General features: G+C 73.6%; 23 protein-coding genes. 13 read left to right on the top strand and 10 right to left on the bottom strand.

Annotation, left to right across the window (positions count from 1 at the left end; translation table 11 throughout):
- The first annotated feature begins 54 nt into the window (after positions 1–54).
- Positions 55–1,317: a benzoate/H(+) symporter BenE family transporter gene (locus OOJ91_RS22560; RefSeq protein WP_266247961.1), complete on the top strand. Its 1,263-nt coding sequence runs from the start codon at positions 55–57 to the stop codon at positions 1,315–1,317.
- Here OOJ91_RS22560 and OOJ91_RS22565 read toward each other — a convergent pair.
- The 5 genes from OOJ91_RS22565 to OOJ91_RS22585 all read right to left on the bottom strand — a co-directional run bounded on the left by OOJ91_RS22565 (position 1,311) and on the right by OOJ91_RS22585 (position 4,401).
- Complete coding sequence (locus OOJ91_RS22565) at positions 1,311–1,880, bottom strand: GNAT family N-acetyltransferase (RefSeq protein ID WP_266247962.1); 570 nt, start codon at positions 1,878–1,880, stop codon at positions 1,311–1,313. The two genes, OOJ91_RS22560 and OOJ91_RS22565, sit on opposite strands and share 7 nt — an antisense overlap.
- 140 nt (positions 1,881–2,020) lie before the next feature.
- A complete protein-coding gene (locus OOJ91_RS22570) occupies positions 2,021–2,392 on the bottom strand; it encodes a hypothetical protein (RefSeq protein ID WP_266247963.1) in 372 nt (123 codons plus the stop codon).
- Positions 2,393–2,839: 447 nt separating this feature from the next.
- Entirely contained in the window at positions 2,840–3,091 is a 252-nt protein-coding gene (locus OOJ91_RS22575; protein WP_007454456.1) for a hypothetical protein, read from the bottom strand.
- A gap of 81 nt (positions 3,092–3,172) precedes the next feature.
- Positions 3,173–3,646 carry a large conductance mechanosensitive channel protein MscL gene (gene mscL, locus OOJ91_RS22580; protein WP_007454458.1) on the bottom strand — a complete coding sequence of 158 codons (474 nt, stop codon included), beginning with the start codon at positions 3,644–3,646 and terminating at the stop codon, positions 3,173–3,175.
- A gap of 38 nt (positions 3,647–3,684) precedes the next feature.
- Positions 3,685–4,401, bottom strand: coding sequence for a FadR/GntR family transcriptional regulator (locus tag OOJ91_RS22585; protein WP_439117095.1), 717 nt, complete (start codon positions 4,399–4,401; stop codon positions 3,685–3,687).
- Positions 4,402–4,451: 50 nt separating this feature from the next.
- On the opposite strand from OOJ91_RS22585, the gene OOJ91_RS22590 reads away from it, so the two are divergent.
- The gene (locus OOJ91_RS22590) at positions 4,452–5,729 is read left to right on the top strand and encodes an MFS transporter (RefSeq protein ID WP_266247965.1); all 1,278 of its coding nucleotides are present in this window, start codon (positions 4,452–4,454) and stop codon (positions 5,727–5,729) included.
- 13 nt (positions 5,730–5,742) lie between these two features.
- Here the strand turns inward: OOJ91_RS22590 and OOJ91_RS22595 are convergent, their stop codons facing one another.
- Positions 5,743–6,099: an STAS domain-containing protein gene (locus tag OOJ91_RS22595; protein ID WP_007454464.1), complete on the bottom strand. Its 357-nt coding sequence runs from the start codon at positions 6,097–6,099 to the stop codon at positions 5,743–5,745.
- Between the two features lie 165 nt (positions 6,100–6,264).
- Here OOJ91_RS22595 and OOJ91_RS22600 point away from each other — a divergent pair, with 165 nt between their 5' ends.
- The 6 genes from OOJ91_RS22600 to OOJ91_RS22625 are packed head-to-tail and all read left to right on the top strand — an operon-like array spanning position 6,265 to position 11,854.
- The gene (locus OOJ91_RS22600) at positions 6,265–7,125 is read left to right on the top strand and encodes an STAS domain-containing protein (RefSeq protein WP_266247968.1); all 861 of its coding nucleotides are present in this window, start codon (positions 6,265–6,267) and stop codon (positions 7,123–7,125) included.
- On the top strand, positions 7,125–7,535 hold the full coding sequence (locus tag OOJ91_RS22605) for an STAS domain-containing protein (RefSeq protein WP_266247969.1): 411 nt from the start codon (positions 7,125–7,127) through the stop codon (positions 7,533–7,535). The genes OOJ91_RS22600 and OOJ91_RS22605 overlap by 1 nt, the downstream gene beginning before the upstream one ends.
- Positions 7,532–7,951, top strand: coding sequence for an ATP-binding protein (locus OOJ91_RS22610; protein WP_007454469.1), 420 nt, complete (start codon positions 7,532–7,534; stop codon positions 7,949–7,951). Before OOJ91_RS22605 ends, OOJ91_RS22610 begins: the two co-directional genes overlap by 4 nt.
- Positions 7,948–8,955 (top strand): SpoIIE family protein phosphatase, encoded by a 1,008-nt coding sequence (locus OOJ91_RS22615; protein WP_266249806.1) that lies wholly within the window; start codon positions 7,948–7,950, stop codon positions 8,953–8,955. The genes OOJ91_RS22610 and OOJ91_RS22615 overlap by 4 nt, the downstream gene beginning before the upstream one ends.
- A complete protein-coding gene (locus OOJ91_RS22620) occupies positions 8,952–10,313 on the top strand; it encodes a sensor histidine kinase (RefSeq protein WP_266247970.1) in 1,362 nt (453 codons plus the stop codon). Before OOJ91_RS22615 ends, OOJ91_RS22620 begins: the two co-directional genes overlap by 4 nt.
- Before the next feature lie 2 nt (positions 10,314–10,315).
- Complete coding sequence (locus tag OOJ91_RS22625; protein WP_266249807.1) at positions 10,316–11,854, top strand: SpoIIE family protein phosphatase; 1,539 nt, start codon at positions 10,316–10,318, stop codon at positions 11,852–11,854.
- A 35-nt stretch (positions 11,855–11,889) separates the two neighbouring features.
- On the opposite strand, the gene OOJ91_RS22630 is transcribed toward OOJ91_RS22625, so the two are convergent.
- Positions 11,890–12,771 carry a helix-turn-helix domain-containing protein gene (locus OOJ91_RS22630; RefSeq protein ID WP_266247972.1) on the bottom strand — a complete coding sequence of 294 codons (882 nt, stop codon included), beginning with the start codon at positions 12,769–12,771 and terminating at the stop codon, positions 11,890–11,892.
- Between the two features lie 31 nt (positions 12,772–12,802).
- Between OOJ91_RS22630 and OOJ91_RS22635 the strand changes: the two genes are divergently transcribed.
- The 4 genes from OOJ91_RS22635 (at position 12,803) to OOJ91_RS22650 (ending at position 16,378) form a co-directional block, all read left to right on the top strand.
- Positions 12,803–13,414 carry a TIGR03086 family metal-binding protein gene (locus OOJ91_RS22635; RefSeq protein ID WP_266247974.1) on the top strand — a complete coding sequence of 204 codons (612 nt, stop codon included), beginning with the start codon at positions 12,803–12,805 and terminating at the stop codon, positions 13,412–13,414.
- A gap of 209 nt (positions 13,415–13,623) precedes the next feature.
- A complete protein-coding gene (locus OOJ91_RS22640; RefSeq protein WP_266247975.1) occupies positions 13,624–14,160 on the top strand; it encodes a PadR family transcriptional regulator in 537 nt (178 codons plus the stop codon).
- Positions 14,157–14,858, top strand: a complete 702-nt coding sequence (locus OOJ91_RS22645; protein WP_266247977.1) for an ABC transporter ATP-binding protein — start codon at positions 14,157–14,159, stop codon at positions 14,856–14,858. Before OOJ91_RS22640 ends, OOJ91_RS22645 begins: the two co-directional genes overlap by 4 nt.
- Complete coding sequence (locus OOJ91_RS22650) at positions 14,855–16,378, top strand: FtsX-like permease family protein (protein WP_266247979.1); 1,524 nt, start codon at positions 14,855–14,857, stop codon at positions 16,376–16,378. The genes OOJ91_RS22645 and OOJ91_RS22650 overlap by 4 nt, the downstream gene beginning before the upstream one ends.
- 19 nt (positions 16,379–16,397) lie before the next feature.
- On the opposite strand, the gene OOJ91_RS22655 is transcribed toward OOJ91_RS22650, so the two are convergent.
- A complete protein-coding gene (locus OOJ91_RS22655; RefSeq protein ID WP_266247981.1) occupies positions 16,398–16,583 on the bottom strand; it encodes a hypothetical protein in 186 nt (61 codons plus the stop codon).
- Positions 16,584–16,741: 158 nt separating this feature from the next.
- The gene (locus tag OOJ91_RS22660) at positions 16,742–18,838 is read right to left on the bottom strand and encodes a S9 family peptidase (protein ID WP_266247983.1); all 2,097 of its coding nucleotides are present in this window, start codon (positions 18,836–18,838) and stop codon (positions 16,742–16,744) included.
- Positions 18,839–18,934: 96 nt separating this feature from the next.
- Between OOJ91_RS22660 and OOJ91_RS22665 the strand changes: the two genes are divergently transcribed.
- On the top strand, positions 18,935–20,293 hold the full coding sequence (locus OOJ91_RS22665) for an FAD-binding oxidoreductase (protein WP_266247985.1): 1,359 nt from the start codon (positions 18,935–18,937) through the stop codon (positions 20,291–20,293).
- Positions 20,294–20,368: 75 nt separating this feature from the next.
- On the opposite strand, the gene OOJ91_RS22670 is transcribed toward OOJ91_RS22665, so the two are convergent.
- Entirely contained in the window at positions 20,369–22,438 is a 2,070-nt protein-coding gene (locus OOJ91_RS22670; RefSeq protein WP_266247986.1) for a SpoIIE family protein phosphatase, read from the bottom strand.
- Positions 22,439–22,671: the final 233 nt, after the last annotated feature.

The following is a 22,671-nucleotide window of genomic DNA, read 5'->3' on the forward strand; positions in this document are numbered from 1 at the left end:
GCTATCGTGCTACATGTGGTCGTTCCGTAAACGGAACGCTTTGAGGAGGTCGGGATGGCGGGACGGGCGCAACCGGTGCTGGCCGGCGTCGTGACCGCGCTTGTCGGCTTCGCCAGCTCGTTCACAGTCGTGCTGGCCGGGCTCCGTGCGGTGGGCGCGTCGGACGCGCAGGCGGCCTCCGGCCTGCTGGCCCTCTGCGTGGCGTGCGGGCTCGCCGCCGCCTGGCTGGGCTGGCGGCACCGGATCCCGATGAGCGTGGCCTGGTCGACGCCCGGCGCGGCGCTGCTGGTGGCGACCGGGCCGCCGACTGGCGGTTGGCCCGTCGCGGTGGGCGCCTTCCTCGTCTCCGGGGCGCTTATCGTCGCGGCCGGCCTCTTCCCGCCGCTGGGTCGGGCGGTGGCCGCGATCCCCAAGCCGGTGGCCGGCGCGATGCTCGCCGGTGTGCTGCTGCCCCTGTGCACCGCCCCGGTCCGCGCGCTCGTCGAGTTGCCCAGGGTGGCCGGCCCGGTGGTGGTCGGCTGGCTCCTGCTGCACCGGTTCGCCCGCCGCTGGGCGGTGCCCGGCGCACTGCTGGTGGCGGTGGTGGCGATCGCGCTGACCGCGCCGCCGGCCGGGTTGAGCGGTGCCACCCTGACCCCGTCGGTCACCCTGACGACGCCCGCCTGGAACGCGTCCGCGCTGGTCGGGCTCGCCCTCCCGCTGTTCCTGGTCACGATGGCGGCGCAGAACGTGCCAGGCATGGCGGTGCTTGTCGGCTACGGCTACCGGCCGCCGTTCGGAGCGGCGCTGCGGGCCACCGGCCTGGCCAGCCTGCTGGCCGCCCCGGCCGGCGGGCACGCCGTGAACCTCGCGGCGATCACCGCAGCGTTGGCCGCCGGCCCCGACGCACACCCGGAGCCGGAGCGCCGATGGGTCGCCTCGGTCACCGCCGGCGTCGGGCTGGCGCTGCTCGGGCTGGGCGCCGGCGTGGCGACCGCGCTGGTCGCTGTCGCGCCGCCGATCCTCATCGAGGCGGTCGCCGGGCTGGCACTGCTGGGCGCGCTCGCCACCGCGCTCGCGGCGGCGGTGACCGACCCGGCGACCAGGGAGGCCGCAGTGGTCACCTTCGTGGTGACCGCCTCCGGGGTGACGCTGATCGGCGTGGGCGGCGCGTTCTGGGGACTGGTCGCCGGCTGCCTGATGCTGCTGCTCTTCCACCGCCGCCGACCCGCGCCGCCCGCCGCGCCGTCGCCGTCGCCGTCGCCGTCGCCGTCGAGATCAACACCAGATCAGGGAAGTGGTGCCATCCCCGCCGACCGGACACCGCAACATCACTGATCTCGTGTCGATCTCCGCTGTTCGCTCTCCGCGACCCGGGCCAGCACCACGGCGTCCGCCCGACGATTCGGGAAGGCCAGGAAGCTCCTCAACACGCCCTCCTCGACGAAGTCGGCCGCCGCGAGTACCCGCCGGGACGCCAGGTTGTCCGGCTCGACCCACGCCTCCACCCGGGCTAGGCCGGCGGTCTCCAGCGCCCACTCCGTGAGCAGCCGCGCCGCCCTGCTGGCCAAGCCCCGTCCCCGTCCGATTGGGGTCAGCCAGTAGCCAAGACCGGCCACACCCGACTGGGGCCGCAGCAGCAAGGTGACCGAACCGACTGCGACGTCGGTGTCCGCGTCGACGATCGCCAGCGAGAGGCCGGCACCGTCGGTGGTCCGACTCCACTGCCGGCGTACGAACGCACGGCCGGCCTCCTCGGTGAACCGAACCGGCACGGTGGTGGCTTCGGTGATCCGCCGATCCGCCGCAGCCTGCCGAACGCTGTCGAGGTCAGCCATCCCCCACGGCCGGAGCCGGACAACGGCGTCGGTCAGTTCCGGCTGCGGTGGCACCAGGGACACCCCGCGACGGTACGCGTCTCTCGTCTGGGCGCGTCCACCCGCATTGATCCACTCGCCTTCAAGGAAGGCGGGGGCCCGGTCCGCTGGGATACCGCGGCTTCCTTGAACCCGAGTCGATCAGGGCGACGGGACCGACGGGGCTACTCCTCGGGCGGCAGGTCGGCCACGCCCACGGCCAGGAGGACCCGGCCGTCGGCCACCGACCCGATTCGGTCGGCCGGTACGTAGACCGCGCCGGTGGGGGTCAGCTCGGTGGACACCTTCAGGTAGCCGGTGTGCAGCAGCCGCGCCGCCAGGTCGGCTGGCACGTCCGGCTCCTCGACCGCCGTCGCCTCGATCAACTCGTCCAGGCTGCTGCCCGGGTCGGCGCTCGGTGTCTGCACGGTCACCGCGTTGGGGTCGCCCCGCTGGACGAGGTCCACGGTCCCGACCGTGGTGCCGGCTGAGTCGATCACCGGCATCCCGGTGGTGATCCGCGAGATGGTCGCCTGCTGCTCGTCCTGCTGGTCCATCCCTCAGCGGTTCCCGGGGCGGCACGCCACTAAACGCCGTCAGCGCCCCGCCGGAGGCCCGCCCCGCCCGCACGCCGGCCCGCCCGCCCGCACGCCGCCCGCCGCCAGTCGGCCGGCCTGCCCGCCGCCGCCAGCCCGCCAGCCAGCCCGCCGCCCGCCCGCCAGCCAGCCGGCCTGCCCGCCGCCGCCCGCCGCCCCACCAGCCCGCCAGCCAGCCCGCCGCCCGCCGCCCGCCCGCCAGCCGCCGCCCGCCCGCCAGCCGGCCCGCCCGCCGGCCCGCCCGCCGCCCGCCGCCGCCGGCCCGCCGGCCCGCCAGCCCGCCGCCCGCCGCCGCCCGCCAGCCCGCCAGCCAGCCGGCCCGCCGCCCGCCGCCGCCCCGCTCGCCAGCCCGCCGGTCAGCCGCCAGCCTGCCCGCTCAGCCCGCCGCCGGCCGGTCGGGCCGCCCGCTCAGTTGTTCGGGAGCGTCCAGCTGCCCGGTGGGCGCGGCGACAACTCCCGCCAGGTGTCCGTGCCGTCGAGCAGCGCCCGGACCGTCTCCTCGGCCTCGTCCGCACTGCCGTACTCGTAGAACCGGGAAATGCCCTCGGCGCCGCCGGCTCGCTGCTCGACATGCCACCGGTCGGCGTCCACCCGCAGGAAGACATCCCGTCGGGCGAGTCGCCCCCATTTCCCGTTCCACCAGTGCTTCCGCTGCTCCATGGCGGGACTCTATCGAACACACGTACGAGAAAGTGCGGCCCCTGCGGGAATCCCGCAGGGGCCGATGTGCATCCGTTCGGGTCAGCGCTGCATCGGCGGGTCGGTGCGACGGCCCAGCACGTCGTCAAGCGCCCCGCGCTGCTGGCCGGGGGTGGTGTGGCCGGCGGAGACGAGCGCGTCCCGGATCTCGGTGAGCAGCTTGACCTCCTCGCTCGGCGCCGAGGGCGGCGGCTCCTCGCCCCGCTTGCGCCGCTCGGCCAGCCGGTTCATCGGGTAGACGACCAGGAAGTAGAGCGCCATCGCGGTCAGCAGGAAGGTGATCACCGCGTTGACGAACGCCACCCAGTCGAACGGGATCTCTCGGAACGTGGGGACTGAGCCGGTGAGGCCGTTCTTGTTTCCGGTGATCAACACGATGATCACCCGGACTAGCGGTTCGAGAAACGACTTGGTGAGCTGGGTGACCACGCCGGTGAACGCGGCGCCGATGACGACACCGACCGCCAGGTCGACGACGTTGCCGCGCATGATGAAATCTTTGAAGCCCTTGAGCATCCGTACTCCCGAGGTGTCCGTTTTCCGTCGCGGACAACCTATGCCCCGCCGGTGGGCTCCAGAAAAGCGCCGGCTTCGATCGCCGCCCGGCTCGGGTCGCCGGCCCGGATCGCCTCGACCAGTCGGGTGTGGTCGACGTAGCGCTCAGGCGTGAGCGCGCTGCCCATCGCCTGGGCGACTGTGCTGCGCAGGGCCGTGCCGACCGAGGCGTACAGCTCGGCGAGCATGGCGTTGTGCGCGGCGGCGACCACCGCGACGTGCAGCGCCGCGTCGGCCTCGACGAACGCGTCGACCAGGCCGCCGAGCCAGGCCGCCTCGCGGTCGGCGAGCGCGCCGTCGAGCGCCGCCAGGTCGGCAGGTGTACGCCTCAGCGCGGCGAGTCGGGCGGCCTCCACCTCGAACGCGCGCCGCACCTCGATGACCTCGGTCATCCGGTCGTCGCCCAGTCGGCGGGCCACCACCGGCGCCAGTTCGTCGGTGGACACCACGTACGTGCCGGAGCCCTGCCGGCACTCAAGCACCCCGGCGTGCACGAGGGCGCGGACCGCCTCGCGGACCGTGTTGCGCCCGACGCCCAGCGCGGCGACGAGTTGTGGCTCGGTGGGGATGCGCCCGCCGACCGGCCACTCGCCGCCCAGGATCCGGGCCCGGAGCTGCTCGATCGTCTGCCGGACGCGGTGGCCGCGAGGCGGCACGGCGGGCTGGCCGCGGGGCGGCGCCGGCGGTGCGGAGGGGGAATCGACCGACGGTGGCACTGGTTACATCACCGGCCCAAAATTCATCCCATGATTGTAGGTTAGAGGTCATGACCCCGCCACCCGTCGCCGCTCCGGCCCCGCCCGCTTCCGCCGCCGTCGACACCCGCCCGACGCGCGACCCCGGGGGCCGGCGTACGCACCCGGCGACCGGTGGCGCGCTCGTGCTGGTCGGGATGCTGCTTGTCGCGCTCAACCTGCGCACCGCAGTCACCAGCCTCGGCGCGCTGCTCGACGAGATCCGCGACGGTCTGGGGCTCTCCGGCGTCATGGCCGGTCTGGTCACCACCCTGCCGACGATCGCGTTCGCCGGCCTCGGCGCGCTCACCCCGTGGCTGGTCCGCCGGGTCGCGCCGGCCCGGGTGCTGGTGGTCGCCATGCTCGCCCTGGCCGCCGGTCAGGTGCTCCGGGCGGTGACCGACTCGGCCTGGATCTTCGTGCTCACCAGCGCGCTGGCCCTGGCCGGCATCGCGGTCGCCAACATCCTGCTGCCGATGCTTGTCAAGCAGCACTTCGGCCATCGGACCGGCCTCGTCACCGGGGCGTACACCATGGCGTTGACTCTGGGCACGACGGTGGCGGCGGCAAGCGCGGTGCCTATCGCGCACGCCTTCGGCTCCTGGCGGGCCGGACTGGGCGTCTGGGCGGTGCTGGCCGCGGTGGCCGTACTCCCGTGGGTGCCGCTGGCGCTGCGGACCCGGGCGGGCGCGCGGCGCGCGACCCCGACGGCGGCCGTCGCCGCGCCGACGCGGGTCCGGCCTGCGCGGACCCGGCTGGGCTGGGCCATGGCGGTCTACTTCGGGGCGCAGTCGCTCAGCGGGTACGCGATCATGGGCTGGCTGGCCCAGCTCTTCCGCGACGCCGGCTACCGGCCGGAGTCGGCCGGGCTGCTGCTCGCCGGGGTGACCGCGCTCGGCGTGCCGATCGCGCTGCTGATGCCCACCCTCGCCGGCCGGCTCGCCACCCTGCGCCCGCTGGTGCTCGGCCTGACCGCCGCCTCGGCGCTGGCCTACCTGGGGCTGGCGTTCGCTCCGCACGGCGCCGCACTGCTCTGGGTGGCCCTGCTGGCGCTCGGGCAGGGCGCGTTCCCGATGATCCTCACCACGATCGGTCTGCGCGCGCGCACCGCCGAGGGGACCGTCGCGCTCTCCGCGTTCGCGCAGAGCACCGGGTACGTGATCGCCGCCCTCGGCCCGCTGATGGTCGGCATCCTCTACGAGATCACCGGCGGGTGGACGGCGCCGATCGGGTTCCTGCTTGCCGCACTTGTCGTGCAGACGGCTGCGGGCATGGCGATCGCCCGTCCCCGCTACGTCGAGGACGAGTAGGGCACGACAGCGGTCAGGAGGACGCCGGAGTCGGTTCGCCGGCGACGGCCTCGTCCACAGTCGGATAGGTGTGCAGCACCTCGACGAGCCCGCTCACCTCGAGGATGCGCAGCACCCCGCGCTGCGGAGCGGCCAGCCGCACCACACCGCCGGCCTCGTCACAGCTGTTCTTGGCGCGAACGAACACCGACAGCCCGGTCGAGTCGCAGAACGAGACGTCCGCCAGGTCGAACACCAGCCGGTTACGGCCCTTGTCGAGCAGGTCGGTGATCTGGTCCTGCAACTGCGGTGCGGTTGCCATGTCCAGTTCGCCCGCGACCGACACGACGACCACGTCGCCGCGTTGTTCCGTGTGCACCGTCAGGGACATTCGCCAGACCTCCTGTTATCGGGGGAACGGTATCCCACGACCGTGGTCCCACGCAGAACGGGAGCCGGCATCCGGTGGCCATCGTCATTCCGTTGCTACGGAGCAAGTAGTTGCGCAGATCCCGGTGATAGAGTCCGGCCGGTCCAGGTCGAGGGGGGTTTCACGATGGCGTTGAACGCCGAGGAAAGTGGTCGGCTCGCCGCGCTGCTGAGTGGGCACGCCGAGAAGGTCACGCAGCGGTGGACCGACATCGTTGCCGGTTCGCTGCGAGGCCGGCTGAGCCACGCCGAGCTGCGCCGGCAGGTCGAGGACCTGCACCGGGCCATCGTCGGCACCGGCGAGCAGGGCGCCATCGACCTGTCCGCCGAGAGCGCCGGCGAGCTGCGGGCCGCACTCTCCGAGCTGTCCCGGGGCAGGGCCCGGCAGGGCTTCTCCGCAACCGAGACGACGATCAGCATCTTCGCGCTCAAGGACGTGCTGGCCGAACTCGTGCGGGAGGCCGGCGGCGCGAACGCGCTGCACGACTACGTCGCCTTCTCCAAGCTGGTCGACGAGCTGGGCCTGTTCACCTTCGAGAGCTTCGTACGCACCCGCGAGAGCCTGATCGCCGACCAGGCCGAGCAGCTTCTCGAACTCTCCACCCCGGTGGTCAAGCTCTGGGAGGGCGTGGTCGCCGTCCCGCTGGTCGGCACCCTGGACTCGGCCCGCGCCCAGGTGGTCATGGAGCGGCTGCTGCAGACCCTTGTCGACACCGGCTCCCCGTACGCGATCATCGACATCACCGGCGTCCCCGCGGTGGACACCCAGGTCGCCCAGCACATCCTGAAGACCGTGGTGGCCGCCCGGCTGATGGGCGCCGACTGCATCATCTCCGGCATCCGTCCGCAGATCGCGCAGACCATCGTGGCGCTCGGCATCGAGTTCGGTGACATCGCCACCAAGGCCAGCCTCGCCGACGCGCTGCGCCACGTGCTGCGGCTCAACGGGGTGGAGACCGCTCGTCGCCAGCCACGCCGGGACGCCTGATGGAGCGCGTGCCGATCCTCAAGATCGGTGACATCCTGCTCGTCTCCATCCAGCTCGACATGTCCGACCAGACGGCGGTCCAGCTCCAGGAGGACCTCGCCGAGCGGATCGTGGCCACCGGCTGCCACGGCGTCATCATCGACATCACCGCGCTGGACATCGTCGACTCCTTCGTCGGTCGGATGCTCTCCACCATCGCGTCGATCTCCAAAGTCCTCGACGCGGAGACGGTGGTGGTGGGCATGCGACCCGCCGTCGCCATCACCCTTGTCGAACTGGGGCTGTCGCTGAACGGCATCCGTACCGCCCTGAACGTGGAGCGCGGCATGGAGCTGATCGCGGCGGCCCGCGGCGACGAGCTCGACTACCAGCTCGACGACGATCCGGACGCCGAGACGGCCAGGCCGTGACCGCGGGCGTCGACCTGGGCCAGCCGCAGGCGCAGTCGGTCCGCAGCGACGAGGACGTCGTCCGCGTCCGGCAACTGGTTCGCACGGTGGCGGTCGCCGTCAAGCTGTCGCTCGTCGACCAGACCAAGGTGGTCACCGCGGCGAGCGAGCTGGCCCGCAACACCCTGGTGTACGGCGGCGGCGGCACCGTGGAGGTGACGACCGTGGACAACGGCCGTCGCAAGGGCGTCCGGATCGTCTTCGCCGACTCGGGCCCCGGCATCGCCGACCTCGACATGGCCCTGACCGACGGCTACACCACCGGAGGCGGCCTCGGCCTCGGCCTCAGCGGGTCCCGCCGACTTGTCGACGAGTTCGAGATCGAGACGTCGGCGGAGACCGGCACGCGGATCACGGTCACCAAGTGGTCCAGGTGAACGGGGACGCGGTCACCGACAGTGGCATCTGGTTCCGCGTGGAGGCCAGCAGCGCCGCCAGCGCCGTACGGCGGGCCGCGGAACGCCTCGGTGAGCAGATCGAGATGGGTGCGTCGCGCATCGCCGACCTGGCCATCGTCGCCGCCGAACTGACGAGCAACCTCGTCAAGCACGCCGACAACGGCGTCCTGCTGCTCCGGCCGGTCCGCCGCGCCGGGCAGGCCGGCGTGGAGATGGTGGCCATCGACTCCGGGCCCGGGATGGCCGACCTCACCGTGTCGTCCAGGGACGGGCACTCCACCACCGGCACCCTCGGGATCGGCCTCGGCGCCATCGTCCGCCAGGCGAACTGGTTCGACGGGTACTCCCTGCCCGGCCGGGGCACAGTCCTCGCCGTGCAGGTCTGGCCGGCCCAACCGGCCCAGCCGTCCTGGGCCGGCGCCCTCACCCGGCCGATCACCGGCGAGACGGTAAGCGGCGACGGGTACGCCGTCCGGCTCGCCGACGGCCGGCACCAGGTGCTCGTCAGCGACGGGCTGGGGCACGGCCCGCTGGCCGCCGCCGCCACCGAGGCGGCGCTCGCCGCCTTCCGTGACGCCCCGGCCAGCCCACCGGCCGCGGTGGTCAGTCACCTGCACCGGAGCATGTCGCACACGCGCGGCGCCGCGCTCGCGGTCGCCGAGCTGGCGGACGGCGTGCTGCACTACGCCGGGCTGGGCAACATCTCCGGAGTGATCGTCGAGGGCGACGGTAAGCGCCGGGGGCTGGTGTCGCTGCCCGGCATCGCCGGGCACCAGCGGCCGACGGTCCGCGGCTACGACTACCCGTTCGGGCCGGGCGCCCGGCTGGTGATGCACAGTGACGGCGTGGTCGACCGCTGGCGGTTGACCGACTACCCGGGCCTCGCCGAACGGTCCCCGCTGGTGATGGCGGCGACCCTGCTGCGCGACGCCGGGCTGCGCCGAGACGACGCCTGCGTACTGGTCGCGAGGTCCCGGGCATGAGCGCGGAGCCGGCCGCGCCGCCGCTGCTGCAGATGGCGCTGCGGGTCGAGCAGGACATCTTCGTCATCCGCCAGCGCGGCCGCGAGGTGGCGGGCGTGGTGGGCCTCGAACACCAGGACCAGGTCCGGATCGCCACCGCGCTCAGCGAGGTCGCCCGGGACCTGCTGCGGATGACCGGCGGCGCGGACGTCACGTTCCACATCGACGCGGGATCCGACGGCCGGTTCCACCTCCGCGCCGACCTGGCCCCGGTGGCCCCGCTGCCCGACGGCCGGTACGAGCCGCAGTCGGGTGCGGTGTCCCGACTGGTCGACACACTGAGCGTGTCGACCGTCGAGGGGGTTACGGTCGTACGGATGTCCCGAAGAGTCCCGGCCAACGCGCCGACGCCGACCCCGGAGCGGCTGACCGAGTTCCGCGCGGAACTCGGCCGCACCGCGCCGGCAAGCGCGCTGGACGAGCTGACCGTGCAGAACGGCCAGCTCATCGCCGCACTCGACGAGGTACGCAGCCAGCGCGACGAGCTGGCCGTGCTGAACGACGAGCTGGCCGAGACCAACCGCGGTGTGCTGGCGCTCTACAACCAGCTCACCGAGGAGCTGGAGGAGACCAACCGGGGTGTGGTCGCCCTCTACGCCGAGCTGGACGAGAAGTCGGCCCAACTGCGCGCCGCGAGCGAGTCGAAGAGCCGCTTCCTGGCCAACGTGAGCCACGAGCTGCGCGCCCCGGTCACCGCGATCATCGGGTTGGGGCGTCTGCTCGCCGACTCCTCCTCCGACCCGCTCACCGCCGAACAGGCCCGCCAGGTGGGCCTCATCCGCTCGTCGGCGGAGGACCTGCTCGGACTGGTCAACGAACTGCTGGATCTCGCCAAGGCCGAGTCGGGCCGTATCGAGCCGGACTGGGCGGACGTGGATCTCCGCCCGGTCTTCGGCCAACTGCGCGGCACCATGCGGGCGCTTGCCACCCGGCCTGGTGTGGAACTCGTGGTGGAGGAGCCGCCCGCGCCGGCCGTGCTCCGCACCGACGAGGTGCTGCTCGGCCAGGTGCTGCGCAACCTGCTGCACAACGGGTTGAAGTTCACCGAGCGCGGCGAGGTGCGGCTGCGTGTCCGGCGCCGCGACGACAGGTGGAATTTCGAGGTCAGCGACACCGGCCCGGGCATCGCGCCCGAGCTGCACGATCGGATCTTCGAGGAGTTCTACCAGGTGCCGGGCGCGACCCGGGTCGGCGGCACCGGCCTCGGCCTGCCGTACGCCCGACGGCTGGTGACTCTGCTCGGGGGCACCCTGGTGCTGGCCAGCGAGCCGGGCCGAGGCAGCACGTTCACCATCTCCCTGCCCACAGGCGGAGCGTGACGGTGGATGGCGGCCCGGCGACCCTCCTGGTGGTCGACGACAGTCGTACCAAGCGCTACCTGCTGGTCAGTTGGCTGACCCGGGCCGGGTACACAGTCCTCGAAGCGGAGAACGGCGCCGAGGCGTTGGCCCGGGTCGGCACGGACCGGATCGACCTGGTGGTGCTCGACGTCCGGCTGCCCGACCTGAGCGGCTACGAGGTGTGCGAACGGATCAAGGAGGCACATCCGGCGATGCCGGTGATCCACGTCTCCGCGCACGCGGTGGACGTCGCCGACCGGGCCCAGGGGCTCACCCGGGGTGCCGACGCCTACCTGGCCGAGCCGATCGAGCCGGAGGAGCTGATCGCCACCACCCGGGCGGTCCTGCGCTACTACCAGGCCCGGCAGCGAGCCGAACTGCTCGCCGAGCGGCTCCTCGGCCTGGCCGACACCACTGTGGCGGTGCACGCCGCGTCGACATTCGCGCGGCTGCTCGAGGTCGCCGCTGAGGGCGCCGCGCAGATCTTCAAGAGCCCGGCGGCGGTGATCGCCGAGACGTTCGACGGCGACTGCCTGGCCGGGATCTGCGCCGGCCCGGGCGCCGAGGCGGTCATCGTGCCGTGGGTCGTCGACGACACCGGGGTGCCCACGGGCGCCACGGTAAAGGTGGAGGCCCCGGCGAACTGGGGGCTGCTCGCCTGGCCGGCGGACGACACGGTGACGGTGGCCGCAGCCCGGCTGCGGGAGGACCGGGCCCCGCTGTACGTGGTGGTCCCCACCGCCACCCAGACCGCCCGCACGCCGGTGCTCGTGCAACTCGCCCAGGCCGTCGCGGCGGCGGTCGAGGCCCAGCGCTCCTTCGACGAGGAGCACCGGATCGCCGTCACCCTCCAGCGCAGCCTGCTCCCGCGCAGCCTGCCCACGGTCGCCGGTCTGGACCTCGCGGTGCGCTACGAGCCGGCCAGCGCGCAGACCGAGGTGGGCGGAGACTTCTACGAGCTGGTGATGCTCGACGGACACCTGCTGCTGGCGATCGGCGACGTGGCGGGCCACTCGCTGCACGCGGCCACCGTGATGGCCGAGCTGCGGCACGCGGTGCGGGCGTACGCGGTCGAGGGGCACCAGCCCGGCGAGATCCTGCACCGGGTCAACGAGCTGATGCGGACCCTGCTGCCGGACGAGTTGGCCACGCTCTGCGTCCTGCTGCTGCACCCGCCGACCGGGCGGGTCCGGCTTGCCAGCGCCGGCCACCTGCCCCCGCTGCTCCAGCAGAACGGCAAGATCGAGTTCGTGCAGCACTCGGCGCCACTGCTCGGCGTCCGCGCGCCCCGACCTGCCGACCTGGAGTTCGTCCTGCCGGCCGGCGCCACGCTCGTGTTCTACACCGACGGGTTGATCGAGCGCCGGGACGCCACAATCGACGAGGGGCTGGCCGCGCTCGCCGCGGTGGCCGCCACGGTGGACGACGACCTGGACGAGTTCTGCGCCCGCCTGCTCGTGGAACTGGCCCCGTCCAAGATCCAGGACGACGTCGCCGTTGTCGTCCTGCGCCGTCGCTGACCACGCGAGCGGCTCCTCGCCGGGGCGGGTGCGGCTCAGCGCACCGAGCGGGCGTACGCGGCGGGTGACACTCCGGCGACTGCGGTGAAGTCGCGGACCAGGTGGGCCTGGTCGCTGTAGCCGAGGTTGGCGGCGAGTCCCGCCCAGTCCAGCGGAGCGCCGGCAGCCCGCTCGACGGCCTCCTGGAGGCGGTAGCGGCGGATCACCCACTTCGGGCCGACCCCCACGTACTCGGTGAAGAGCCGTTGCAGCCGGCGGACCGGAACGTCGTGGCGCGCGGCGAACTCGTCGACGCGCAGCACCGTCCGGTCGGCCCGGATGGACTCGGCCAGCCGGACGGCCTCCGCGGCGGCCGGGTCCGGGTCGGGCGCCCACGCGGTGAGCGCCGCGTCGAGCGCGCGACAACGGTCGGCGTCGCTGCCCGCGCACACCGGACGGGCGGGACAGGCCAGCCGACCGGCGGGCAGTGGCAGTCGACGCCCGGTCAGCTCGGCCACGGGCCGACGCCAGAACGGGTGGAAGCCACCGGGGCGGAACTGGATCCCGCAGACCCGGCCGGTGCCGGTGAGCGTGATCCGGAACAGGTCGCGGCCCACCCCGGCCACCTCGCCGGACTCCGCCGCGTCGCCGTGAGCGTAGCGGCCGTTGCCGCGGTCGTTGGCGCGGTCGCCGTTGCGCTCGCTGTCGCGGTCGGTCTCCCGGTTGGTCGCGCTGTCGCTCCGGAACACCACGTTCACCGCCGGGTGCGGCACGATCCGCTGCTCGAACGGCGCGCTCAACGCCCAGTCGATCAACCAGTAGTGCTCGACCCACAGGCGCAGCGGTTCGGCCGGCAGGTGCCGCCGGAAGCGGACCTCGCGCAGCAACCGCGCCGGGTCGAGAATGCCCCGACTGTCGCCGCGCGGTCGCTGTCGCATTTCTTCAAGACCACCCTCATACGCTGGCCATATGGCCACTCAGACTAGCGATCTGCTGGCGGCTGCGGCGCCGCGAACCGTCGACGTGGTGCGCGGCGTCGCCGACGACCAGCTCGACCTGCCCACTCCGTGCCGCGACTACGTGGTCCGTGATCTGCTCAACCACCTGTTCGAGGTGGTGGTGAACTTCCAGGACCTGGCCGAGAAGAGGCCTGTGGAGTGGGCCGAGAAACCCGACCACCTGGACGACGGCTGGCGGGACCGGTTCCCGGTCGAGACCGACCGCCTGGTCGCCGCCTGGTCGGACCCGTCCACCCTGGAGGGTGTCTCGCCGGGCATGGGGCTGCCGCAGACAGTCGTCGGCGGCATGGCGCTGCTGGACCTGATCGTGCACGGCTGGGACCTCGCCGTCGCGACAGGCCAGCCCTACCGGCCCGACCCGGAGGCGGTGGTCGAGCTGCACGCCCTGGTCGAGCAGTTGGGCCCGACAGCCCGCAAGATGGGCGTCTTCGCCGACCCCACCCCCACCCCACCCATCGCAACCCCCACCCCCGCCTCCACCACCCCCGCCTCCACCAACCCCGACCTCGATCACCTCCTGACCCAAACCGGCCGAACCCCCACCTGGCCCCAAACCCCCTAACCCCCCACCCCCAACCCCCCACTCCCACCCCCACCCACTCCCACCCCACCCGCCGCGGTGATCAAGAGGTTTGCGTCATCAGCGCGACCAGATCTGACCCAAACCTCTTGATCACCGCGGCGGGTAGGTGGGGTGGGTGGGAGGGGTGGGAGGGGAGGGGTGGGGGTGGGTGTTGACTTGCGGTATTCGCTCGGTGAATAGTGGGCCGGGTGTCCACGCCGCATGTGCTGCTCGGGTTGCTCGCTGGGGGCAGCCGGCACGGGTATGAGCTCAAGCGTGCGCATGACCAGCGGTTGCCGCGGGCTCGGCCGTTGGCGTTCGGGCAGGTCTACGCCACCCTCGGCCGGCTGGAACGGGACGGCCTGGTGGCCACCGCCGGCCAGGATCGGGCCTCCGGGCCGGACCGCACGACGTACGAGCTGACGGGTGAGGGTCGTGCCACGCTGGACCGGTGGCTGTCCACTGTTGAACCACCGATGCCGTACGTGGCCAGCACGCTCTTCGCCAAGGTCGTGGTGGCGCTGCTGGTGGCCGACGTCGACCGCGCCCGGTCGTACCTGGTCGCCCAGCGAGCCGCGCACACCGCACGGCTGCGAGAGCTGACGGCGGTCAAGGCGGACCCGGCCGCCACCCTCAGCGACGTGGTCGCGGCCGACTTCGCGATCGCCCACCTCGACGCGGACCTGCGGTGGCTGCACACCACCCTGGGCCGGGTCGCCGACTGGCACCGGGAGGTGCATCCGTGACGCAACTCCAGGCTCGCGGCGTGGTTCGGGCGTACGGCCCGACACCCGCCCTGCGCGGTGTGACGCTCGACGTGGCCGAGGGCGAGATCGTCGCGGTCACCGGTCCGAGTGGCTGCGGCAAGTCGACCCTGCTGCACTGCCTGGCCGGGATCCTCCGGCCCGACGCGGGCGAGGTCACCTGGCGCGGCCAGCGGATCGACACCTGGCCGGAGGCGGCCCGGTCCCGGTTGCGGCGCACCGAGTTCGGCGTGCTGTTCCAATTCGGCCAGCTCGTGGCCGAGCTGACCGCTGCCGAGAACGTGGCCCTGCCCCTGCTCCTCGCCGGCACGGGGCGGCGAGAGGCACGGACGGCGGCGCTCACCTGGCTGGAACGGTTCGGGGTGGCCGACCTGGCCGACCTCCGGCCGGGCGAGATGTCCGGCGGTCAGCAGCAGCGGTGCGCCACCGCGCGGGCGTTGGTCACCGAACCGTGGGTGCTCTTCGCCGACGAGCCGACCGGCGCGCTGGACACGCTCACCGGCGAGCAGGTGCTCACCCAGCTCGTACGCCTGGCCCGGGAGCAACGCACCGCTGTCGTGCTGGTCACCCACGAGCCGCGGATCGCCGCGTACGCCGATCGGGAGATCGTGCTGCGCGACGGCGTGGTGGACCACACCGGCCTGGGGCTCGACGTGCCGTTGGCGGGCGGCGCCCGGTGAGGCCGGCGACGCTTGTGCGGCTCGCGCTGGCCGGCAACCGGACCGACACGGCACGGGTGGTGCTGACCGCGCTCAGTGCCCTGCTGGCGACGCTGGCCGGGCTGGCGGCGCTCACCGTGCTGGCGATCCAGAAACCGGCGGGTGATGCCTGGGCGGAGTCCGAGCAGTACCGCAACGAGTTGCTGCGTGAGCCGGGATTGCGCGGGGGGACGGCGTTCGCGCTGCTGATGCTGGCCATCCCGGTGCTGGCGCTGGCCGGCCAGTGCGCCCGACTCGGCGCGCCGGCGCGGGACCGGCGACTCGCCGCCCTCCGGCTGGCCGGTGCCACGCCCGGTCAGGTCACCGGCCTGGCGGTGCTGGAGACCGGCCTGGCGAGCCTGCTCGGCACCATCGCCGGGCTGGGCGTCTACCTGGTCGGTCGCGAGCTGCTGCACCGGCCGGACGAGCAGGGTCGCCTGGCCCTGCCCACCGACGTGCTGCCGTCGGCAGGCGCGCTGGTCGCGGTGGTGCTGGGTCTGCCGCTGCTGGCGGCGGCAGCCACCGCCCTGATGCTGCGCACGGTCACGACCAGCCCGCTCGGGGTCAGTCGCAAGGCCGTGCGGGAACGGGGTCCACGCCCCTGGGCCGGGCTGTTGATCGGCCTGGGCCTGGTCTCCTTCGTCGCCGTGCGCCCGGTGCTGGGCCGGATGGACGGGAACGACGTGTTGTGGGGCTGGGTTCTGCCACTGCTGCTCCTGGCGGGTGGGCTCGCCGCGATGGTCGGCGTGGTCGTCGGCACCGGCTGGATCTCGCACACCTGCGGGCGTCTGCTGCACCGGCACGCCCGCGGCGCGTCGGCGCTGCTCGCGGCGGGCCGGCTGATGGCCGACCCCTGGGCGGGCAGCCGGACGTTCGCGGCGCTGCTGGCCGCCGTGATCTTCGGTGCCGGCGCGGCGGCGCAGCGTGCGTACTTCGCCGTGCAGGACCAGGTGGATCGGGAACAGAGCCGCCTCGCCGGCGTGGACGCGGACATCAACCCCTTTTATCTGTCGACAATGGACCTCGTCGACGCGGCGGTGGCCGTGGCGGTGCTGATCGCGGCGGGTGGGTTGATCGTCGCGCTGGTCGAGGGGATCGTCGCCCGCCGACGCGCCTACGCCGCGCTGGTGGCCACCGGCGTGCCCCGCGGCACGCTGAGCGGATCGGTGGCCTGGCAGGCGCTGACCCCGGCGGTGCCGGCGATCCTGCTGGCGCTCACCGTCGGGGCGCTGCTCGGCCGAGGACTCTTCCCCAGCGTCAGCACGGGCGGGTCGTCGACGATGGTGTGCGACGCCACGGCGGCGCTCTGCGCCGATCCGGCGACCCGCGACCAGTACACCCGGATCGTGCAGATCGCCGAGGCGGAGCGGGTGATCCCCGTACCCCTGGAGCAGTTGGCCTGGCTCGGCGCCGGCGCCCTGGCGGCGGTGCTGGTGACGGTCGGCGTCGGCCTGCTCTTCCTGCGGGTGAGCACGGCGGTGGACGAGCTGCGGACGGCCTGAGCCGGGGTGGCAGGCCGCGTCAGGCGCTGAGCAGGCCGGCGGAGAGCGCGACGAGCGTGCCGACGACTGCCGAGCAGCAACACACCAGGAGCCCGGCGACCACCGCGAGGATCAGCCAGACGCGACGGTCCCGGGCGAGGACGGCGATGCTCGGCCGGCGAGCCTCGTCGGCCGACCCGCCGCCATCCTCCGTTGCCCCGGTCACGCCGGAAGTCTAGGCCGTCACCCCTCCGGCCCGGCCCGGACCGCGCCACACCCGCCTGGGTCATGATCGCGCTCGATCCTGGAACCAGTGGCCTCCCGAGCCGTCGAGGGGACTACTTCCAGGATCGAGCGTGATCATGCGGTGGGCGGCGGAACGGGTCAGGCGCGACCGAGGCGGTCCAGGATCCAGGCGTTGATGAACGCCTCCTCCCGCCACGCGTCGTAGCGTCCGCTCGGGCCGCCGTGCCCGGCACCCATCTCGGTCTTGAGCAGGTAGTCGCCCTGCGGGGCGGTCGCCCGCAGCCGTGCGATCCACTTCGCCGGCTCGGAGTAGAGCACTCGCGTGTCGTTGAGGCTGGTCACCGCGAGGATCGCCGGGTAGTCCACCGCCGCGACGTTCTCGTACGGCGTGTACGACTTCATGTACTCGTAGACCTCGGGGTCGTCGAGGGGGTTGCCCCACTCCTCCCACTCGGTGACGGTGAGCGGCAGCGACGGGTCGAGGATCGAGGTGAGCGCGTCCACGAACGGCACCTGCGCCACGATCCCCGCGAACGCGTCCGGGGCGAGGTTGGCGACCGCGCCCATCAGCAGCCCACCGGCCGAGGCGCCCCGGGCGACGAGCCGGTCGCCGGCCGTCCAACCGGACTTGACGAGGTGCCGGGCGCAGGCGACGAAGTCGGTGAAGGTGTTCTTCTTGGCCAGCATCTTGCCCTGGTCGTACCAGCGCCGGCCCAGCTCTCCACCGCCGCGGATGTGCGCCACCGCGAAGACCACGCCCCGGTCCAGCAGGGACAGGCGGGCCACCGAGAACCAGGGATCCATGCTGGCCTCGTACGAGCCGTAGCCGTACAGCTCGCAGGGCGCCGAGCCGTCCCGGGGCGTGCCGACCCGACACACGAGCGAGATCGGCACCCGCGTGCCGTCGTCGGCGAGCGCCCAGTCGCGGTGCTGCTCGTACTCCGCCGGGTCGTACGGCCGCCCGTCCGGGCCGGGCAGCACCGGCTTCTGCTTACGCAGCACCATCTGGCGGGTGACCAGGTCGTAGTCGTACACCGAGTCGGGGGTGACGAGCGACGAGTACCGCAGCCTGATCTGCCCGGTCCGGTACTCCGGGTTGGCGTCCAACCCCACGCTGTAGAGCGGCTCGGGGAAGTCGATGTCGTACGAGTCGTCGCTGCCGACCGGCAGCACCCGCAGGCCGGTGAGCCCCTCGGTGCGCAGCGACACCACCAGGTGGTTCGCGAACGCGTCGACCGCCTCCAGGCGGGTGCCCGGGGTGTGCTCGATCAGCGGCACCCAGTCGCCCGGGGTGTCCGCCGAGGTGAACGCCAGCGCGAAGTCCTCCGCGCCGTCGTTGTGCAGGATCAGGAAGCGGTGGCCGTGGTGCTCCACGGCGTACTCGACGCCCTGCCGGCGGGGCGCGATCACGGCCGGCGCCCCGGTGGGGTTGCCGGCCGGGATCACCAGCACCTCGCTGGTGACCTTGCTGTGGATGTCGATCAGGATGAACTTCTCCGACCGGGTCAGCTCCACGCCCACCCAGAACCGCTCGTCGTCCTCCTGGTGGATCACCACGTCGTCGGCGGCGGCGGCGCCGATGGTGTGCCGCCACACCCGGTTCGGCCGCCAGGCGTCGTCGACAGTCACGTAGAACAGCACCGACGCGTCGGCAGACCAGGCGGTGCCGTAGAACGTGTCGGGCACCTCGTCCGGCAGCAGCTCGCCGGTGCTCAGGTCCTTCACGCGCAGGGTGAACCGTTCGTCGCCGGAGAAGTCCGTCGAGTACGCCAGCCAGCGCCCGTCCGGGCTGACGTCGAACGCGCCCAGCGAGAAGAAGTCGTGCCCCTCGGCCAGCAGGTTGCCGTCGAGCAGCACCTCCTCGCCGTCGAGCGGGGCGCCGTCCGCGCTGACCGGCGGGTCGGTCTCGCCGTCGCGGACCGCGCGCCGGCAGTGCACCCCGTACTGCTGGCCCTCGATCGTCCGGGTGTAGTACCAGTGCGCGCCCTTGCGGGTGGGCACGGAGAGGTCCGTCTCCCGGGTGCGCTGACGGGTCTCCTCGAACAGCTCCGCGCGCAGGGCGGCCAGGTGCGCGGTGCGCTCCTCGGTGTACGTGTTCTCGGCGGTCAGGTAGGCGATCGTCTCCGGGTCGTCCTTGGCGGCGAGCCAGGCGTACTCGTCGACGACTGTGTCGCCGTGGTGGGTGCGCTCGGTGGGCACCCGCTTCGCCGCGGGCGGGGCAGTCTCGGTGGTCACGGCGGCCACGTTACCGGCCGGCTCACCCCGTGCGCCGGACCCGCGGCATCCCGAAGGCCGTCACCACGACTTTCGAACACATGTACGATAGCCGGCATGGCGGCAGCAGCGAGTTCCCTCGGCCGGTCCGGAGCCCTTGAGATCACCAGGCGACTGACGGCGATCTGCGGTCCGCCGTTCGCCCGACTCGCCGGCCCTGCCGACGAGGTGGCCGGGCGTCCGGCCCGCTGGGTGGCGGTGCCCGGTGGGCCGCACGCCGCGGCCGAGGTGCTGCGGCTGGCAGCCGTGCACGACCTGGCGGTGGTGCCCCGGGGCGCCGGCACGAAGATCGACTGGGGCGCCACCCCGACGCAGGTCGACATCATGCTCGACACCGGCCGGCTGGCGGGCATCGGCCACGAGCCGGTCGGCGCGCCGGTGGCCGAGGTGGGAGCGGGCACCCCGCTGCGGGCGGTGCAGGCCACTCTGGAGCGCACCGGGCAGCGGCTCGCGATGGACGCCCCGTCACCGGGCGCGACGCTTGGCGGGGTGCTCGCCGCCGGGGAGGCCGGGCCGCTCCGGCACCGCCACGGCAGCCCGTGCGACCAACTCCTCGGCGTCCGCTACCTCGCCGCCGACGGTGAGCTGGTCAGCGCCGGCGGCGGCGCGCCCGGGCTCGACCTGGCCCGGCTGCTCTGCGGCTCGCAGGGCGCCCTCGGCGTGCTGGTCTCGGCGAGCCTGCGGGTGCATCCGGTGCCGGCCAGCCGGCTCTGGGTGTCCCGTCCGGTGTGGACGCCGCTGGAGGTCCACGACCTGGTCCGGGCGATTCTCGCCGCCCGACTGGAGCCGGCGGCCATCGAGCTGGACCTGCCCGGTGGGCCGCCCCGGCCGCGCACCGCCTACCCGCCCGGCCACCCGGCCGCCACCGCCCGCGAGCGCCACCCGTCGATGTCCGGCCGATCCGGCGCCCCGTCGCGGGCCGGCAGTCTGGTCGTGCTGCTGGAGGGCGGCCCGGCCGAGGTCACCGAGCGCGCCGAGCGACTGGTCGGCCTGCTGCACGGCGAGGCGACTGTCGCCCACTCCGCCCCGCCGTGGTGGCGGCGTTACCCGTTCGCGCCCGGCGACACCGCGCTGCGCCTGGAGGTGCCGATAAGCGACCTGCACGCCGCCGTCTACGCCCTGCGGGACGCGGCCGGCACTCCCGTGCCGGTGCGCGGTTCGGCCGGGCTCGGCGTGGTGCACGCAGCCCTGCCCGGCGCGGTGGCGCCCGACCGGGTGGCGTCCATCCTGGCCGCCGTCCGTGGCGTGCTGCTGGCCCGGCAGGGCCGCTGCGTTGTCGTCTCCGCTCCCGCACCGGTCCGTCGGGCCGTCGACCTCTGGGGCGACATCGCCGGCCTGGCACAGTTGCGGGCCGCGAAGGAGCACCTCGACCCGGAGCACCGGCTCGCTCCCGGTCGTCTCCCCGGCGGTCTGTGACCCGTCGGCCCGTGCTGCCGCGGCTCTGCCGCCGCAATCGCCCGGCGGCGGCGCCGAGCGCGGTCGGTCCGGCGGTCAGACCGCGTCGTTGCGGAGCACCAGCACGGCGATGTCGTCCCGGGGCGGCTCGACCGAGAAGTTGATCGCGGCGGCGCGCAGGCGGGCGGCGACCACGTCCGCCGAGTAGCCGGCCAACGGCGCTGCCGCGTCCCGCAGCCGGTCGGTGCCGAACAGCTCCCGGCCGCGCCGCCGCTCGGTGACCCCATCGGTATAGAAGATCAGCGAATCACCCGGCGCGAGAGTGATCTCCGCCGTCGGCGAGGTGATCGTGTCGAGCAGACCCAGCGCCGTGCCCCCGGTGCCGACGAAGCGGGCGCCGCCTCCACCGGCCAGCAGCACCGGCCGGTCGTGCCCCGCCAGGTGCAGAGAGACGTCCAGGTGATCACCGTCACCCGGCCCGACCGCCGCCAGGGCCAGCGTGCAGTACCGGCCGCCACCCCGCTCGACAAGTGTCTCGTTGAGCCGGGCCAACGCCTCCGGCAGCGGCTTGCCGTCGCCGACAAGCACCCGGATCACGTCGCGGACCAGCCCTGTCACCGCCGCTGCCTGGACGCCCTTGCCCGAGACGTCGCCGATCACCACGAGCCAGCGCCCGTCGGGCAGCGGCACCACGTCGTAGAAGTCGCCACCCACCTCGGCGTCGTCGCCTGTCGGCACGTACTCGGCGGCGAAGCCGATGCCGTCCACCACTGGCAGCACCGGCGGCAGCAGGGACTGCTGGAGCGTCTGCGCGACCCGTCGACGCTCGGCGTGGATCCGGGCGTTCTCGATCGCCAGCGCGGCCCGCCGGGCCACGTCCTCAAGCACCGCCACCTCGTCCGGGTCGTGCCGGTGCCGTTGGTGCCGGCCCACCGCCAGGGTGCCGAGCCGCTGGCCACGGGCGATGAGCGGGACCGCGAAACCCTCCATCGGCCCGCCGAGCGGGATCTGCGCCGCGCTGCGGGACGCCTCGCGCAGCCGGGCCTGGATGGAATCCTGGCCGGTCTCCGCCAGCACCTTGTGCAGTTGCGGCAGCATCGACTCGTCGGCGTGGCTGGCCGCCGCCAGCCGCAGCCGGCCCCACTCGTCGGTGGTGTGCACCGCGCACCACTGACCGAGGCGGGGCACCACCAACTGCGGGATCAGCGCCATGGTCAGCTCGACGTCCAGCGACTGGGCGAGCAGTTCGCTCGCCTCGGCCAGGAACGTCAGCCACGCCTGCCGGCGTACGTCCGCCCGGCGCAGCCGGTCGTTCTCCAGGTGCAGCGACAGGCGCTCCGCGGTGAGCACCGCCAGCGGCCGGGCGTACGCCGACGGCGCGGCGTCCAGCTCCAGCTCCCCGGCGTACGGGCGGTGCACAGTCAACGGCACCCGCAGCAGCTCGCTGTCGGGGCGGGCCTGCCGGCCGAAGCGGGCCAACAACTGTCGGCCCTGACCGTCGCCCCGGTCCAGGCGGATCGCGCCGCCGGCCGCGCCTACCATCTCGGCGACCCGGCTGAGCAGGCTGGTGGCGAAGTCGGGAAGCGGGTCGTCCGCGTACACGTCGGGGGCGGTCTGCATGAGTTCGCTCATCGCGCCGGCGCTCGGCGCCGAGCTGTCGACGGCTCCGGGGTTGCCCGCCATCGACGTGCCGCCGGCGCTGGATCCGGCCGCCGGCTCGGCCCCGGGTCGGTCCAGCCGGAACCAGACGCCCTTGCCCGTCGGCAGGTACGTGGTGCCCCAGCGGCTGGCGAAGTGGTCGACGAGCAGCAGCCCGCGACCCCGCTCGGAGACCTCGTTGATCTCGGTCGCGTCGTTGCGGGTGCCGACGGTCAGCTCGTCGTTGCCCGAGCTGGGCGCGAAGTCGGAGACGGTCACGGAGAGCCCGACACCGTCCGCGACGACCTCGATGTCCAGTTCGGTGCCGGCGTGCTCGACGGCGTTTGTGGTCAGCTCGGTGGTGAGCAGCAGCGCCTCGTTGACCAGGTCGTCCAGGTGCGCCTCGGCGAGGACGGAGCGGACGACCGCGCGGGCGGCGGCGGGCGTACGGCGGTCGGCGGGCAGGCGGACACGCCGGGCGGCCCCGCTCCCGGCCCCGGCCGTCGCGGCCCCCGCCTCGGCTGACATCCCCGTATCCTCCACCGTTCCCCCGCCGGGTGCCAAGCCGATGCCCGATCGGCGGGGGCGGGCGTCGGCGGCTGGGCCACGGTCCAGAGGACAGCGGCAGCCACGAGCCCTTCCGGTGACAAGCGCCACTCGGCGAGGTCTGTGCCGGGTTGGGCGTCGCCGGGGGGATCGCGGAGGCCACCAGGGCCGACCGGCGGGTCGCGCACCCTGGCACTACGGCGCGCGCGGGCACA

The sequence above is a fragment of the Micromonospora lupini genome (assembly GCF_026342015.1).
Classification (GTDB): domain Bacteria; phylum Actinomycetota; class Actinomycetes; order Mycobacteriales; family Micromonosporaceae; genus Micromonospora; species Micromonospora lupini_B.

Coding starts and splice junctions, on each gene's coding strand:
- OOJ91_RS22665 (WP_266247985.1), top strand. CDS start 18,935: ATGGCGGCAGCAGCGAGTTCCCTCGGCCGGTCCGGAGCCCTTGAGATC.
- OOJ91_RS22620 (WP_266247970.1), top strand. CDS start 8,952: ATGAGCGCGGAGCCGGCCGCGCCGCCGCTGCTGCAGATGGCGCTGCGG.
- OOJ91_RS22570 (WP_266247963.1), bottom strand. CDS start 2,392: ATGGACCAGCAGGACGAGCAGCAGGCGACCATCTCGCGGATCACCACC.
- OOJ91_RS22560 (WP_266247961.1), top strand. CDS start 55: ATGGCGGGACGGGCGCAACCGGTGCTGGCCGGCGTCGTGACCGCGCTT.
- OOJ91_RS22605 (WP_266247969.1), top strand. CDS start 7,125: ATGGAGCGCGTGCCGATCCTCAAGATCGGTGACATCCTGCTCGTCTCC.
- OOJ91_RS22575 (WP_007454456.1), bottom strand. CDS start 3,091: ATGGAGCAGCGGAAGCACTGGTGGAACGGGAAATGGGGGCGACTCGCC.
- OOJ91_RS22590 (WP_266247965.1), top strand. CDS start 4,452: ATGACCCCGCCACCCGTCGCCGCTCCGGCCCCGCCCGCTTCCGCCGCC.
- OOJ91_RS22600 (WP_266247968.1), top strand. CDS start 6,265: ATGGCGTTGAACGCCGAGGAAAGTGGTCGGCTCGCCGCGCTGCTGAGT.
- OOJ91_RS22595 (WP_007454464.1), bottom strand. CDS start 6,099: ATGTCCCTGACGGTGCACACGGAACAACGCGGCGACGTGGTCGTCGTG.
- OOJ91_RS22670 (WP_266247986.1), bottom strand. CDS start 22,438: ATGTCAGCCGAGGCGGGGGCCGCGACGGCCGGGGCCGGGAGCGGGGCC.
- OOJ91_RS22635 (WP_266247974.1), top strand. CDS start 12,803: ATGGCCACTCAGACTAGCGATCTGCTGGCGGCTGCGGCGCCGCGAACC.
- OOJ91_RS22630 (WP_266247972.1), bottom strand. CDS start 12,771: ATGCGACAGCGACCGCGCGGCGACAGTCGGGGCATTCTCGACCCGGCG.
- mscL (WP_007454458.1), bottom strand. CDS start 3,646: ATGCTCAAGGGCTTCAAAGATTTCATCATGCGCGGCAACGTCGTCGAC.